14 protein-coding genes and 1 riboswitch are annotated in these 14,070 nt (G+C 66.0%); of the genes, 8 read left to right on the top strand and 6 right to left on the bottom strand.

Translation table 11 applies throughout. The features are described from left to right. Positions 1–144, bottom strand: a 144-nt coding sequence (gene thiS / locus CIC12_RS07485) for a sulfur carrier protein ThiS (protein WP_168663515.1), incomplete at its 3' end; no start/stop codon positions are given. Between the two features lie 65 nt (positions 145–209). After that, positions 210–1,340: an FAD-dependent oxidoreductase gene (locus CIC12_RS07480; protein WP_168663513.1), complete on the bottom strand. Its 1,131-nt coding sequence runs from the start codon at positions 1,338–1,340 to the stop codon at positions 210–212. A gap of 231 nt (positions 1,341–1,571) precedes the next feature. Further along, positions 1,572–1,695: riboswitch (TPP riboswitch) on the bottom strand. Positions 1,696–2,100: 405 nt separating this feature from the next. On the opposite strand from CIC12_RS07480, the gene CIC12_RS07475 reads away from it, so the two are divergent. From CIC12_RS07475 to CIC12_RS07455, 5 genes are all read left to right on the top strand, one after another. Next, positions 2,101–3,852: an ABC transporter ATP-binding protein/permease gene (locus tag CIC12_RS07475; RefSeq protein WP_168663512.1), complete on the top strand. Its 1,752-nt coding sequence runs from the start codon at positions 2,101–2,103 to the stop codon at positions 3,850–3,852. A 5-nt stretch (positions 3,853–3,857) separates the two neighbouring features. Next, positions 3,858–4,652, top strand: coding sequence for an SDR family NAD(P)-dependent oxidoreductase (locus CIC12_RS07470; protein ID WP_342030508.1), 795 nt, complete (start codon positions 3,858–3,860; stop codon positions 4,650–4,652). A gap of 247 nt (positions 4,653–4,899) precedes the next feature. Then, positions 4,900–5,361, top strand: a complete 462-nt coding sequence (locus CIC12_RS07465; RefSeq protein ID WP_121315859.1) for a hypothetical protein — start codon at positions 4,900–4,902, stop codon at positions 5,359–5,361. Between the two features lie 97 nt (positions 5,362–5,458). Further along, positions 5,459–6,085 carry a hypothetical protein gene (locus CIC12_RS07460; RefSeq protein ID WP_446727992.1) on the top strand — a complete coding sequence of 209 codons (627 nt, stop codon included), beginning with the start codon at positions 5,459–5,461 and terminating at the stop codon, positions 6,083–6,085. A 90-nt stretch (positions 6,086–6,175) separates the two neighbouring features. Then, a complete protein-coding gene (locus tag CIC12_RS07455) occupies positions 6,176–6,913 on the top strand; it encodes a response regulator (RefSeq protein WP_168663510.1) in 738 nt (245 codons plus the stop codon). Between the two features lie 41 nt (positions 6,914–6,954). Here the strand turns inward: CIC12_RS07455 and CIC12_RS07450 are convergent, their stop codons facing one another. The 3 genes from CIC12_RS07450 to CIC12_RS07440 all read right to left on the bottom strand — a co-directional run bounded on the left by CIC12_RS07450 (position 6,955) and on the right by CIC12_RS07440 (position 8,680). Further along, positions 6,955–7,626, bottom strand: a complete 672-nt coding sequence (locus tag CIC12_RS07450) for a flagellar basal body L-ring protein FlgH (RefSeq protein ID WP_168663509.1) — start codon at positions 7,624–7,626, stop codon at positions 6,955–6,957. Positions 7,627–7,729: 103 nt separating this feature from the next. Beyond that, positions 7,730–8,479 carry a hypothetical protein gene (locus CIC12_RS07445; protein WP_168663508.1) on the bottom strand — a complete coding sequence of 250 codons (750 nt, stop codon included), beginning with the start codon at positions 8,477–8,479 and terminating at the stop codon, positions 7,730–7,732. A gap of 3 nt (positions 8,480–8,482) precedes the next feature. Beyond that, positions 8,483–8,680: a DUF6726 family protein gene (locus CIC12_RS07440; protein WP_168663507.1), complete on the bottom strand. Its 198-nt coding sequence runs from the start codon at positions 8,678–8,680 to the stop codon at positions 8,483–8,485. A gap of 615 nt (positions 8,681–9,295) precedes the next feature. Here CIC12_RS07440 and CIC12_RS07435 point away from each other — a divergent pair. Continuing rightward, positions 9,296–10,036: a response regulator gene (locus tag CIC12_RS07435; RefSeq protein WP_168663506.1), complete on the top strand. Its 741-nt coding sequence runs from the start codon at positions 9,296–9,298 to the stop codon at positions 10,034–10,036. Beyond that, positions 10,033–11,316, top strand: a complete 1,284-nt coding sequence (locus tag CIC12_RS07430; protein WP_168663505.1) for an ATP-binding protein — start codon at positions 10,033–10,035, stop codon at positions 11,314–11,316. The genes CIC12_RS07435 and CIC12_RS07430 overlap by 4 nt, the downstream gene beginning before the upstream one ends. 177 nt (positions 11,317–11,493) lie before the next feature. Here CIC12_RS07430 and CIC12_RS07425 read toward each other — a convergent pair whose 3' ends face one another. After that, positions 11,494–12,444, bottom strand: coding sequence for a tyrosine-protein phosphatase (locus CIC12_RS07425; RefSeq protein ID WP_168663504.1), 951 nt, complete (start codon positions 12,442–12,444; stop codon positions 11,494–11,496). Positions 12,445–12,796: 352 nt separating this feature from the next. Between CIC12_RS07425 and CIC12_RS07420 the strand changes: the two genes are divergently transcribed. Next, the gene (locus CIC12_RS07420; protein ID WP_168663503.1) at positions 12,797–14,056 is read left to right on the top strand and encodes an MFS transporter; all 1,260 of its coding nucleotides are present in this window, start codon (positions 12,797–12,799) and stop codon (positions 14,054–14,056) included. Positions 14,057–14,070 lie beyond the last annotated feature (14 nt).

Raw genomic sequence — 14,070 nt, 5'->3', positions numbered from 1 at the left:
GCGCGCCGCATGCTGCGTGCGTGCGACGAAATCGCCGTTCAGCGCAACCGCGAATGGCGGGCGCGCGCCGTACGCGACGAGCGCATCGGCGACGGTCGCGCCTTCGGGCAGCGACAACGGCTTTTGATTGATATGAATGTCCATGGTGTTCGAATACGGTTCAATCGATGGCGAAAGCGGCGGGCGAGCGGCATGGGAGCGCGCGACGCTCATGCCGGCTCCCGCGCGGAGTCCTGTTGGAAAAGCTCGCTCCAGCGGGCGTCGCGGCGCCAGTCGGCGAACGCGTCGGCATCGCCGATACGGCCGTCGAGCAGCGCCGAAGCAAAGCGCACCGCTTCGTCGGCGACCTCCGGCACGATCATGTAACCGTGCCGGTACAGCCCGTTCACGCGCAACGTCCGCGCGCCGTCCCACAGGAGCGCCGGACGGTGGTCCGGCAAGGTCGGGCGGCATTGCGAATTCAGTTCGAGGATGCGCGCCTCGCCGAAGCCCGGATGCACCGAAAACGCCGCGCTCAGCAATTCGAGCGCCGAGCGCACGCTGACCGGCGACATGTCCTCGCCTTCGACTTCGGTGGCGCCGATCACGTACAGGTCGTTCTGCTTCGGCGCGATATAGAGGGGGTAGCGCGGATGCAGCAGCCGAACCGGGCGTGTCAGGTTGATACCGGGCGCATGCACCCGCGCGACTTCGCCGCGAATGCCCCGCAGCGTGGGCAGCACGGGCTTCGCGCCGAGGCCCCGGCAGTCGATCGTGACGCGCGCGGGCGGCAGCGACTGTTCGTCGACGGGCGTGTTCCAGTGGGTTTCGACGCCGCGTTCGGCGAGGCCCGCGGCCAACGCGGCCAGCACCTGGCGATTGTCCAGCTGGCCTTCGCGCGGCAAGAGCCAGCCCTGATTGAAGCGGCCCGCCAGCGCGGGCTCGGCCGCGCCGATCTGCGCGCCGGCCAGTGTCACGAAACCGCCGTCGAGCAGGTCGGCCGGCGCGTTCGAGCGCACCCGGCGTTCGAACAGCGGCGCTTCGGTGCGGTCGGCATGATGCCAGACGACCAGCGTGCCATTGCGCTGGAAGAATACCGGCTCGGGCAATTCGGCCAGCACCTGCGGCCAGGTATCCAGCGAACTCGCGCCAAGGCGCGTGATGAGCAGCTCGGCGCTGGCGGCTTCGGCGAGCGGCGCCAGCATCGCCGCGGCGACCCACGCGGCGGCCTGCGAGCCGGCGGCGTCGCCGCGCTCATACAGCGCCACGCGATGTCCCTCGCCCGCCAGGCGCCATGCGACGAGCCGGCCGCAAAGACCGCCGCCGAGAACGGCGAAATCAGGTTGGGCGGACCGGTTCATCGCGCGGACTCCCGCGTGTGCTCCGCTCCGCGGCGGCAAGCAAGGCTGAAGCACGCCGCGCCGATAGCGACGTAGCGGAGAGCAAAACACATATCTGAAGAATAGGCGGTCATCGAGTCCTTTCCGTACGGCAAAAAAACGCACGTACCCAGGACGAAACCGGCGGGTGAAGCCGGCCGGACAATACGCGCGTACCAAGGTACGGACGCCATCCGGCGGGGAATGGAAGACTGGCTGCTTCCGGAAACTTCCCGCGCCGGTATTACCCGGATCGGGTGCAAAGGGTCTCTCTCAGCCTCGCCGCCGCAGCCTGGAAATCAAGCCGCCTGTGGGCGAAGCACCCCTGTTTCGTCGCAGGTCATTAGACCATAAAAGGCGCGGCGCCCGCAAACCAGCGGCGCGCCGGCAGCTAGCGTTTGATCCGGCACCGTGTTTCGTTGCATCGATGCGGGCTCAGCCAGCGCTCTGGCACAATGCCAGGACCGGATGCCGCGAGCGCGCATGGCTGCATGCGCGACGGGCGGCGCCGGGTGAAACCCTTAAGCGAAAATTAATTTTCGCTTAAGGGCCTCACGCCAGAATCGGGCGCTCGCCCGGACGCGCGTTCGCCGGAACACGACGCCCGGGCAGGTATCGCACCGCCGTCGCAGCGCGGCCCGACATTGGGCCGCGCTGCGACGCAATAGCCCGACATGGGCCGGCCGGAGTCGGGTCGGCGCTTCGGATCAGCACTTCGGGCCTGCACTTCATCAGGACGCTCATGACACCCAATATTTCCGCCAGCCCCGCGCTACCGCCCGACGAAAAAGTCTCCGCCTGGAGCTTGATCAAACCCTACTGGGTTTCCGAAGAACGCAAGACGGCGTGGGGCTTGCTCATTGCGATCATCGTGATGAACCTGCTCGTCGTGTGGATCAACGTGCGCCTGAACCGCTGGAGCGCCGACTTCTACAACGCGTTGCAAACCAAGAACGTGCGCGATTTCCCGCATCTGCTGATGGTGTTCTCGGGACTCGCGTTCGGCTTCATCATCCTCGCGGTGTACGGGCGCTATCTGCGTCAGATGCTCGGCTTCCGCTGGCGCCAGTGGCTCACCACGCGCTATCTGAACGAGTGGCTGCACGACAGCGCCTTCTACCGGATCGAACGCGACCGGCTCGCCGACAACCCCGACCAGCGGATCAGCGACGATCTGCAGTCGTTCGCCACCACCACGCTGTCTCTCACGCTCGACCTGCTGTCCACGGTCGTCACGCTCGTGTCGTTCATCACGATCCTGTGGTCGCTGGCCGGTGCGCTGACCCTCTCGCTCGGCGGCATGCCTTTGCAGATTCCCGGCTACATGGTGTGGGCCGCGGCGCTCTATGCGGTGGTCGGCTCGCTGATCATCCAGAAGGTCGGCCATCCGCTCGTGTCGATCAACTACCAGGCGCAGAAAGTCGAGGCGGACTTCCGTTTCGGCCTGATCCGGCTGCGCGAGAACGCCGAACAGATTGCGTTCTACAACGGCATGGACACCGAGAAGTCGAACGCGCACTCGCTGTTCGGCCGCATCCGCGACAACTGGTGGCAGGTGATGAAGTACACCAAGCGGCTCACTTTCGTGCTGAGCTTCTATGGCCAGATCGCGATCATCTTTCCGCTGGTGGTCGCCGCGCCGCGCTACTTCGCAGGCGCGTTCACCTTCGGTGTCCTGATGCAGATTTCGAGTGCATTCGGCACGGTCAGCGATTCGTTCTCGTGGTTCATCAACAGTTACGCGAGCCTCGTCGAGTGGCGCGCCACCGTGAACCGGTTGCGCGAATTCCGCCGTGTCGTCCACGCGCCGCGTCTGAAGGAGTCGGTCTCGCCGGCCACCGAGCATGGCGGCATCAACCTGCATTTCGTCGACGCCGATCAGCTTTCCACCGAAGGCCTCAAGCTCGCGCTGCCGAACGGCAACCCGCTGTCGCGCATCCGCGATATCGCGATTCAACCGGGTTCGCGCTGGCTGGTGCGCGGTCCGTCCGGCGCGGGCAAGAGCACGCTGATGCGCGCGCTCGCCGGCCTGTGGCCGTTCGGGGACGGCTCGATCGACGCGCCGGTCAACGCGCGCATGATGTTCATCCCGCAGGTCAGCTACATGCCGATCGGCACGCTGAAAGCGGCGCTCGCCTACCCGTCCTCGGCTACCGCCTACACCGACGACGAATGCCGCGAAGCGCTCGTCACCTGCCATCTGTCGGAGTACGCCGACCGCCTGCAAGAGTCCGGGCACTGGACCCGCATCCTGTCGCCGGGTGAACAGCAGCGCCTCGCCGCCGCACGGGTGCTGCTGCACAAGCCCGACTACCTGTTCCTCGATGAAGCCACCAGCGCGCTCGACGCGGAAAACGAAGCGCGTCTCTATCGCCTGTTCACGGAGCGGCTGCCGAAGGCGGCGATCGTCAGCGTTGCGCATCGCGAATCGCTGGCTGCGTTCCACGACGAAACGCTCGACGTCGAACGTGCGGGCGAAGCGGTCGCGGCCTGATCATCGTGAGCGATCTCCGCGACGTGAGTGCAGCCCACCCTGATGAACGCGTCGTGCTGATTACCGGCGCGGGCTCCGGCATCGGTGCGGCGCTCGCCCGGCGCATCGCCGCGCCGCACGCCGCACTCATGCTGCACGCCCGTGGCGCCGATGACGCCGCCCGCCAGCGGCTTGCCGGGGTCGCTGCCGAGTGCCGCGCAAGCGGCGCAAGCTGCGCGACGGTGTTCGGCGACCTCGCCGAACGCGGCGCCGCGGACCACGTCGTCCACCAGACGCTGGCACACTTTGGCGCACTCGATCAACTGGTCGCCAACGCGGGGCACGCGCAACGCCAGACCCTCAACGCGCTCGACCCCGACACGTTCGGCGCCGCCTTCGCTGCGATGCCGGCCGCGTTCGCGGCGCTCGTCAAACGCGCAACCCCTGCGTTGGAAACGTCGAAGCGTGCTCGCGTGATCGCGCTGAGTTCGTTCGTTGCGCACCGCTATCGCGCGGACGCGCCGTTTGCCGCGACAGCGGCGGCGAAAGCGGCGCTCGAATCGCTGGCCAAGACCGCCGCCGCGGAACTGGCGCCACACGGCGTGACCGTCAACTGCGTGGCACCCGGGTACACCCGCAAGGATCGCGGCCCGAGCGCGGAGAATGCGTCGGCGTGGACGCGCGCCGCCGAAGCGACGCCGCTCGGCCACGTCGCCGAGCCTGCGGATGTCGCCGCGCTGATCGCCTTCCTGCTCTCCGACGAAGCGCGCCATATCACCGGGCAGGTGATTCATATCGATGGCGGTCTTACGCTCGGCTGAGCGGCAATCGCAGCAAGCCACTGCGCAAAGGGACAACTCCCGCCACACGCGTCCCCGCGGCACACCTTCCCTTCGCCGCACCACAACACCCCGCAACATCCGGAAACACCCGAGAAGAGATCGAAAGCATTTGCGAAGCGGGCAAGCTGTTCCGCGCTTTGGAAATGCCTTCCGGCGGCGACGATAGTCATGCGGGCCGATCCCGTCCTCGCCCCAACGTCATTCACTGTTACCGGACTTTTTGCCCATGTCATTCGATCGCCGCTCCCATCCTTTGACCCAGCGCCTCGCGCTCGCCCTCGGCGCAGCGTTGCTGGTCGCGAGCACCGCGCACGCAGCGCAGGCCACTCAACCGAACGAGCCCGCGGACGTTTGCCCCGTGCTCAAACACATCGTCGACGCCGACGATTTCAAGCAATTGCGCAGCCAGCCCGCCGCGCAACTGCCGGGCGTATCGACCGCCGACGACTGCCGTGCCAACGCGCACACGTACGACTGCCACTGGCGCGCGCACTGGGAAGCCGACGGCGTGATCAACGATCCGCTCGAAGAATTCGGCGCCGACATCGCGGCTTGCTTCTCGAACGTCGTGCACGACGTCAACACGCCGACGCGCCAGCATTTCATCGTGACCACGGCGGAGCGGCGCGTCAGCGTCACGGCCAGCGTGCAAGGGCAAAACGAATTGCGCCTGCGCGTCACGCGCTGAGCGTTCGCGCAAGCGCCGTTCTCCGTTGCGATCCAACGCGATCAGCCGCGTTTCTCACCGCCACCCGGCATCCGCTCTCATGACCCTCACGCCGAGCATGCGCGTCGACGCCCGCTTCACGCGACCCTCACGGGCCGCATGGGTCCGGCTGCGGCGACCGTGCGCGTGGCTGGCCGTCGCCGCTCCCCTCGCGTTCGGGCTGAACGGCTGTGCATGGACGCTGATCCAGGCGGCCGACGCCACCGGCTCGGTGATTCAGGCGGGCTACGCGATCGCCGCGAACTACTCGTCGCCGACCTTCGTCAACGGCAGGCCGGCCGACCTGCATCACGTCTGCATCGAAGTGAACCAGACAGTGTCGGTCGGCGATTTCGTGCCGGCGCTGCAACTCGCGCTCGACCGGCGCGGCATTCGTTCGGACGTCTACAATCCGGGCACCTCGCCCGCCGGCTGCGAGGCGCGGCTCGTCTACAACGCCGCGATCGACTATGGCCGCCGCTCGTTCAGCGACGAATCGATCCAGTATTTGTCGATCATCGATCTGACGCTGATCCAGAACGGCCGCATCCTCGTCACGGCGCGTTATCAGACCGGCGGCCTCAACACCGACCGCTTCTCTTCCGCATCGACCAAGCTCAGCGGTCTGATCGACCGGATGGTGATCGATCAGACCGACTTCGCGCGCTCGCCGCCGCAGACCATCCAAACGTCGCAGGCGAACTGAGCGCCGGCTGCTTGCTTTGTCTTACGCGAGAAAGGATTCGAAAGTATCGCGCGCTTTGCTCCGCGCGCGCGCATCACTAAGATGCCCTGAATGAACCAAACCATTCTTGTCGTCGACGACGACCCCGTCGTACGTGAGCTCGTCAGCGAATATCTGCAGGGGCGCGGCTTCAAGGTCGCCACGCTCGAACACGGCATGGCGCTGCAGCGCCAATTGCAGGACGAGCGTCCCGCGCTGATCGTGCTCGACATCATGATGCCGGAGCTCGACGGCATCAGCGCGCTGCGCGCGTTGCGCGTCGCCGGCGACGATATCCCCGTGATCCTGCTGACCGCGCGCGCCGATACGATCGACCGTGTGATAGGTCTCGAACTCGGTGCCGACGACTATCTCGGCAAGCCGTTCGAGCCGAGCGAACTCGTCGCGCGCATTCGCACGGTGCTGCGCCGGCGCGGCTCGATTGCACCGAGTGCGCCGGAGCAGCGCGCGCCCTATCATTTCGGGCGTTTCGAAGTGAATTTCCCGGCGCGCGAACTACGCCGCGACGGCGAGCGCATCACGCTGCGTTCGAGCGAATTCGCGATGCTCAAGGTGTTCGTCACCCACGCGATGACCGTGCTCACACGCTCGCAATTGCTGGAGAAGTTGCACGGCAATAGCGAGGCGCATCGCAACCGCAGTCTGGACGTGTCGATCTGGCGTTTGCGCCGGCTGATCGAGGTGGACCCGTCCGAGCCGCGCTATGTGCAAACCGTGTGGGGACGCGGCTATGTGTTCGTGCCGGACGGCGAGATCGGCGCGGCGGAACGAAGCGCTGCGCTCGCCTGACGCGGCGCGGCAGGCGAGCCGCCGCGCCACGTGTCCAAACGTCAGAAAGTCAGCACGCTCAGGAACATTCTCTGCAGCCAGCCCATCGTGGTGGCGTCGGACACCATGCCCACCCCGGCCTGCTCGATGCGCGCGTTGGCGACCTTGCTCGACGCGACGTAATTGCCTGCTTCGATATCCTTCGGATTGACGATGCCCGACAGCCGCAACCGGTCGCGGTTGCCGCTCATGGCGATCAGCTTCTCGCCCGACACCACGAGATTGCCGGTCGACATCGTGCCGATCACGGTGACGGCAAGCGTGCCGGTCATGCCGCTGACGTCGGTGAGGCTGCCCTGGCCTTTGTAGTCGGTGCTCGCCGAGCCGATGTTGAACAGCCTCGCGAGCCGCGCGGCGGCGTTGCTCGAATGATCGGCGGCGTCGGCAGTGATGCTGCTCGCGCGGCTCGCCGCCGCGCTCGAGCTGTTGTTCCCGCTATACGATTCCGAGAGACGGATTGTCAGCACATCGCCGATGTGCTGGGCGCGCGGCGTTTCGTAAAGCAGCAGCGGCGTGCCCGCCTGATAGATCGCGCCTTGCGTGTTGACGTTCAGCGGCGCCGAAGCGAGCGGCGGCGCCATCGGCGTCTCGACGATCGAGTTCTGCTGATGGCCCGCGCAAGCGGCGAGACAAACCGCCGCGCCTAGCGCGACCGTGACACGTAGCGCGAACATGCGTGCTCCTTGAAAGGGATCGGCCGGATGGGCCGGGTTCCGAACGGGCTCGGCCGGCGTGAATGCACCATGGCCCCCTCGCGTCGACGATCTGAGCGTTTCATCAGCCCGCCTCCGCGCCGCTCGCCTGCCACTGCCGCACGACCGACTTCACCCACGCATCCGAACCCTTCAGCAGATAAGTGAGCGTGCCGTTGCGGCTGCCCGGCAAAAAGCACAACGTGATCGAGCTCGCCGCGTTTTCCCACACGTACGTCGGCATCGCACCCGACGCCGCCACGTTCTGCGTCGCGAGACGCGGCGGGCCGTAGCGATCCTCGAGTGCGTCGCGCAAGTCCTCGGCGGTCAGCTCGTCGATCACGAACGAAATCTCGTACAAACGCAGCGCGCTCTGCGCGTCGGTCCGCGCGAAGCGCAGCACGTGCTCGAGCGCCGGCGCGCCGTCCACCACCGCTTGCGACATCGCCCAGCGATCATCCACCCGATGCGCCCACCGGCACGCGACCATCAGGCTTTCGCGCGATTTCAGCCGCATGCCGAGCGTGCCCGCCTGCACATCGGTCTCGCAGACGGGCACGCTGCCGATTGGCGTCGCCCGCACGGTCGAACCCGCGCGAAATTCGTCGAGCGTGATGCCGAGCGCCACGCCGCGAAAAGCAAACGGCGCGTCCTGCGAGCGCCGGCGCGCGTTGAACGGGGTGTTGACGGACGCCTCGGCGGACCCGTTGTTCGGCGCGGCGCCTACCGCCTTCGCTTCACGCGCGGCGGCCTGTGCGGCGGGTTGTGCACCAGCGGCCGACGAAACGATGCCGCCCAATAGCGCCAGCGCGCAAACAATCCGTGTGAGTGTCATGGTTCAGTCGATTGCGGAGGAGCACATATCGAATGGCGTGGCCGCGGCATGGCCAACGACCGGGATGATCTTCAGCGTGGCCGAAGTCAGCCGGCACGGCAGCGCGGCGACGGCGCAGCCGCCAAGCGGCAGCAGCGCCGCGCCGAGTGTCAACCACGCGGCGGCACGGACGAGGCGGTCAAAAATTCTCGTAGTCGACACACAGGCCTCGTGGGATCAGGCTGTCGTATTGACGTTGTGTCCGACGAGCCCGGCCGGCGGCGACGGCTGCGCGCGGGTGGCGCTCTCCTGCGGCTGCGCACTTGCGGCCGGGTTGCTGGCGCTTGCGGGTTTGTCCCTCGCGGTCGTGGACGTAAGCGAAGGAAGGTGAGTCGAACTGAGGTTGCTGTGAATGGTCATGATGAGCCTCGCATGGCACCGGGTTTCGATTTCACGCCACCGGCCGTGGTCCAACGCATCAAGGCTGTCTCCGGCATGCGGCGCAACGTACTGCACGGCGGATCATCGCGCCGCGCTCGCATCGGCGATGCACGAAGCAAAGCGCGCTTTCCGGCGGTTCTTACGAGCCGTTCCGAGTCGTTGCCATCGATTGCAATGCTTGCAACGGTGCAATCGCGCGGTTATTTTTTATCGGCGGGGCGGCGCCGATGTGGCGCGGTTTGCGCGCGACTGCCCCGATCCAGCCTCGCTGAAATATGCTGTGAGCCTTCAGCAGCGGCCTTGGCACGCGAGTCGTCCCGAACCGCGCGGCGCATCGTAAGCATTGGTAAGAAAAGAGTCGATCGCGCGTTGCGCGCCCCAGTCTAGAATTTCGCCATGAATCCACAGGTCCTTATCGTCGACGACGATCCGGTCGTACGCGATCTGCTATGCAAGTTTCTGCAATCGAACGGCTTCGACGCGTCCGTGCTGCACGACGGCACCCATCTCCAGCGCCGGCTCGAACGTGAACGGCCGTCGGTCGTCGTGCTCGACATCATGATGCCGAACACCGACGGCCTGCGCGCGCTCACCGCGCTGCGCGCGGCCGGTGACGACATCCCGGTGATCTTCGTGACCGCGCGCGGTACGGTGGCCGACCGCATCGTCGGGCTCTCGCTCGGCGCGGACGACTACCTGACCAAGCCGTTCGATCCGCGCGAATTGCTCGCACGCATCCAGACCGTGCTGCGCCGTCGCGGACCGAGCACCACCAGCGCGCCGGAAGCCCGCAAGCGCTATCGCTTCGGCCCATTCGAACTCGACTTTGCGACCCGTTCGCTGTCGCGCGAGGATTCGAAGCTGCCGTTGCGCGACAGTGAGTTCGCGCTCCTGAAGATATTCGTCAACAATCCGTACAAGGTGCTGTCGCGCGTGCTGATTCACGACCTCGTGCATCGCGACAATCTCGCGTTCCGCGACCGTAGTCTCGACGTGCCGATCTGGCGCCTGCGCCGGGTGATCGAGGACGATCCGTCCAACCCCTGCTACGTGCAGACGGTGCGCGGCAAGGGTTACGTCTTCGTGCCCGACGCCAACGCTTCGCCCTTCGCCGACGAGGCCGCTCCAAGCGCATGAAAAATCCGCTGAACACGCTGTTCGGCAGAATGGCGTTGCTGTCTGCGGCGGTATTGTTCGCGATTCAGGCCGGCTGGTTCGTGCTGGTGGTGATGCAGCCGCCGCGCCACGAAATCGACGGCTTCGCACGCGGCATCCTGCTGGTGCTGCAAGCCATCAACGGCGAGCCGATGAAAGGCACGGCGCTTCCGCCGGCCTTGCGCGTGCATCTGGTCCCCACCTGGAACATGCCGGCGAGCGTGCATCTGCGCACGCCCACGGCTCATCCGCTGGTCGAACTGAGCCGGCATCTGCGGGAGAATCTGCCGCCCGGCACGCAGATCGCCGTCGACGACCTGCATCCACCGCAACTCTGGGTACTGTTCCCCGGCAAGTCGAACTGGGTGGTCGTGCCGGTCGATGTGCCGCCGCGCCCGCGTTTTGTCGTCGAAGGTGCGTCGATGCTGCTCGCCGCCCTGATTCTTTCGCTATTCGCGGTCTGGCAGATGCAGCGGCCGCTGTCGCGCGTCGCCACCGCCGCACGCGCGTTCGGCTCGGGCGGGCGGCCTGAACCGGTGACCGTGCAGGGCCCACGCGAGTTGCGCGATCTGATTGGTTCGTTCAACGACATGATGCGGCGCCTGAATGAAGCCGGCGACGATCAGGCGGTGATGCTGGCCGGCGTCGCACACGATCTGAAAGCGCCGCTCACGCGGCTCAAGTTGCGCGCAAGCGTGCTGGTGGCGGAGAACGAACGCGCCGGTCTGATTCGCGATGTCGACTCGCTGACCAACATCGTCCAGCAGTTTCTCGAATTCGCCGGCCAATCCGCCGATGCGGGGCCGCCGGTCGAAGTCGAAGAATTCTTACGGGAGCAGTTCTCGTCCGGGGATACTTCCGGCGACAACACGGAAGCACCGCTTTTCACGCTCGATCTGCGCGCGGGCGCCTCGTTCACGCTGCCGCGCACGCTGCTCGACCGGCTCGTGACGAACCTCGTCGACAACGCGCTCGAACACGGCACGCCGCCGGTGGAGATCACCACCGCGCGCGACGACCGGCATTGGGTGATCAGCGTGCGCGACCACGGTCCGGGCATTCCGGACGAGCGCATCGCCGCGGCGATGAAGCCGTTCGTCCGGCTCGACGCCGCGCGTGGCGGCGAAGGCCACTGCGGACTCGGCCTCGCGATTGTCGCGCGGCTCGCGCACGATCGCGGCGGACGTTGTCATGTGCGCAATCACCTGCAAGGCGGACTGGAAGTGCGGATCGAATTGCCGGTCGCCGCGCCGATCGCGTGACAGCGGGCGAAGCGGCACGGCGAACCTGACCGCTTACGCGTCCTTACGGGATGGATCCTCGCGATGACTGCGGCCTTATAGTCGGCGACGGCAACCTCGATGCCGCCCTTCTCTGTCCGCCTGGTTACTTGGGGCGGACTTTTTTTCGCCTGGGGTTGCGCGAATCTTTGACGCGCCTTAGCTCACGAGCCGGGCGCGCAACATATCGATCGTCGCTTGCGACATGCCGAGGCCGCGCGTCAGATAGTTCGCCATCGTGCCGTAGCTGATCTGCACCTGATCGAAACCGGCTTGCAGGTAACTCTCCTGAACCTCCAGCAACGGCATCTGGATCGCGACGGCGGCCTCGCCGTCCTGCGCGCGCAACGTCCCGGTCTGCTCGTCGAGCGACGCCGCCAGGTAAGTGTTGCTGAGCAGATAGTCCTGCGTGATGACGTCGAGCGGCACGTTGGCGATGCTGAGCAAGAGCGCCGCGACCCAGCCAGCGCGATCCTTACCCGCCTTGGAATGAAACAGTTGCGCGCCGGCGCCGTCGGCAAGACGCGTCAGGAGCGTGCCGTACGCGGCTCGCTGCGCGGCGCCCGTCACATAGCCGCGCGCTTGCGCTTCCATGAACGCGGTGGCGGCCGCCGCCGTATCCATCACAGGCACGACGAAGTCGCTGATGCCGAGCACGTTGAGCGTTTGCGGCGTTACGCCGCCCGGCAGCACGTCGTTTTGCCGCGCGATTTCGCCAGGCGTGCGCAGATCGTAGACCGACGCGATGCCGAGCTTGTCGATCGCGGTTTCATCGGCGCTGCTCAGCGTCAGCACATTCGCGCGATAGAACGCGCCACGGCGCATCCGTTTGCCATCGACGGTCGCGTAACCGGCGCCCACGCCCGCCAGATCGCGAAAGTTGCTGACCGACGCAAGACGCGGAGTCTGGGGCAGTTCGGTGTCGAGATCGCCACCGCCGCACGCCGACAGCAACGCGCCGCCCAGACCGGAGGCGAGCACCACGTGCGCGGAGCCCTTGAGGAAGCCCCTGCGCGACATGGAGACTGCACCGCGCGCGCCACGGGCTTCCCTCACGATCGAACTCGCTGAGCGGCGGGACGGCGAGCAGGATTTCGCGGTTGCGGGCATGAGGCGTGGCTGGCGCGGGCGTGAGGGAGCGATTCGCAGCATCGAGGCTGCAAGCGAAGTTTAACGGTGGTCAATATCTTTTGCGTTACACAGTAGTAGTTCGTAAGGGAAGAGCAGATGTGCGTTTGCCCACTGGCGGCGGTGCGATCGGCCAGCCAGAGGCGCGCGGCATGTTTCCGGACTCGTTTCCACCTGCTTGCGTCTCTTATCGCCGGTTATCGGCGCTTATCAGCGATTACCGCCGCTGCCATTTTTGACCACAACTGGCCGCAGGACGCCGCATCCCCGTAGAATACAACCACCCTACTATCAAGCCTCCGCGGGCAGAAAGACCTGGAGACCACAACACAACATGCCTTCTCTCCAATGGTTCACCGAGCTGACCGCGCGCGAGCGCCGCACGCTTTACGCCGGCTTCGGCGGCTACGCGGTCGATGCTTTCGACTTCATGATCTACTCGTTCCTCATTCCGACGCTGATCGCGACCTGGGGCATGACCAAAAGCGAAGCCGGCATGATCGCCACCAGCTCGCTGATCTCGTCGGCCATCGGCGGCTGGCTCGCCGGCATTCTCGCCGATCGCTATGGCCGTATCCGCGTGTTGCAGTGGACCATCGCCACCTTCGCGGTGTTCACCTTTCTGTCGGGCTTCACGAACTCGTTCTGGCAACTGCTCACGACCCGCACGCTGCAAGGCATCGGCTTCGGCGGTGAGTGGTCGGTCGTGACGATCATGATGGCCGAAACCATCCGCTCGCCGCAGCATCGCGCCAAGGCGGTCGGCACCGTGCAAAGCAGCTGGTCGTTCGGCTGGGCCGCGGCGGCGATCGTCTATTGGGCCGCCTTCGCGCTGCTGCCCGAACAGCACGCATGGCGCGCGTGCTTCTGGATCGGCCTGCTGCCCGCGGCGTGGATCATCTACATCCGCCGCAATGTGAGCGATCCCGAGATCTATCTCGAGACACGCCGCGCGCGCGACAGCGGCTTCGACACCTCGCACTTCATGCAGATTTTCTCGGCCGCTCACGTGAAGACCACGCTGCTCGGCAGCGCGTTGTGCACCGGCATGCTCGGCGGCTATTACGCGATCACCACGTGGCTGCCGACCTATCTGAAGACCGTGCGCCATCTGTCGGTGTTCAACACCAGCGGCTATCTGATCGTGCTGATCGTCGGGTCGTTCACCGGCTATATCGTCGGCGCGATTCTGTGCGACAGGATCGGCCGGCGCGCGTCGTTCGTGCTGTTCGCAATCGGCTCGTTCGTGCTCGGCATGGTCTACACGATGCTGCCGGTCACCGACGTCATGATGCTCGCACTCGGCTTCCCGCTCGGGATCGTCGTGCAAGGCATTTTCGCGGGCGTCGGCGCGTATCTGTCGGAGCTCTATCCGAACGAGATACGCGGCTCGGGCCAGGGCTTCTGCTACAACCTGGGACGCGGGCTCGGCTCGTTCTTCCCGATTCTGGTCGGTACACTGTCGCAAACCATGACGCTCGTGAAGGCGATGGGCATCGTGGCCGGCTCGGGCTATCTGCTCGTGATCGTCGCCGCGCTGTGTCTGCCGGAAACCAAGGGCAAGGTGCTCGGCTCGACACGCGCGGCCATCTGAAATCGCCGGCATTC

The organism is Paraburkholderia sp. SG-MS1, assembly GCF_012275575.1.
Classification (GTDB): Bacteria; Pseudomonadota; Gammaproteobacteria; order Burkholderiales; family Burkholderiaceae; genus Paraburkholderia.
Note: the sequence above shows the minus strand (reverse complement) of the source record. Positions and strands in the feature narration are given on the sequence as shown.

Bases quoted from the DNA above. Each gene is read 5' to 3' on its own strand.
- CIC12_RS07455 (WP_168663510.1), top strand. From the start codon at position 6,176: ATGAACCAAACCATTCTTGTCGTCGACGACGACCCCGTCGTACGTGAG.
- CIC12_RS07475 (WP_168663512.1), top strand. From the start codon at position 2,101: ATGACACCCAATATTTCCGCCAGCCCCGCGCTACCGCCCGACGAAAAA.
- CIC12_RS07435 (WP_168663506.1), top strand. From the start codon at position 9,296: ATGAATCCACAGGTCCTTATCGTCGACGACGATCCGGTCGTACGCGAT.
- CIC12_RS07425 (WP_168663504.1), bottom strand. From the start codon at position 12,444: ATGCCCGCAACCGCGAAATCCTGCTCGCCGTCCCGCCGCTCAGCGAGT.
- CIC12_RS07430 (WP_168663505.1), top strand. From the start codon at position 10,033: ATGAAAAATCCGCTGAACACGCTGTTCGGCAGAATGGCGTTGCTGTCT.
- CIC12_RS07465 (WP_121315859.1), top strand. From the start codon at position 4,900: ATGTCATTCGATCGCCGCTCCCATCCTTTGACCCAGCGCCTCGCGCTC.
- CIC12_RS07420 (WP_168663503.1), top strand. From the start codon at position 12,797: ATGCCTTCTCTCCAATGGTTCACCGAGCTGACCGCGCGCGAGCGCCGC.
- CIC12_RS07480 (WP_168663513.1), bottom strand. From the start codon at position 1,340: ATGAACCGGTCCGCCCAACCTGATTTCGCCGTTCTCGGCGGCGGTCTT.
- CIC12_RS07445 (WP_168663508.1), bottom strand. From the start codon at position 8,479: ATGACACTCACACGGATTGTTTGCGCGCTGGCGCTATTGGGCGGCATC.
- CIC12_RS07450 (WP_168663509.1), bottom strand. From the start codon at position 7,626: ATGTTCGCGCTACGTGTCACGGTCGCGCTAGGCGCGGCGGTTTGTCTC.
- CIC12_RS07460 (WP_446727992.1), top strand. From the start codon at position 5,459: ATGCGCGTCGACGCCCGCTTCACGCGACCCTCACGGGCCGCATGGGTC.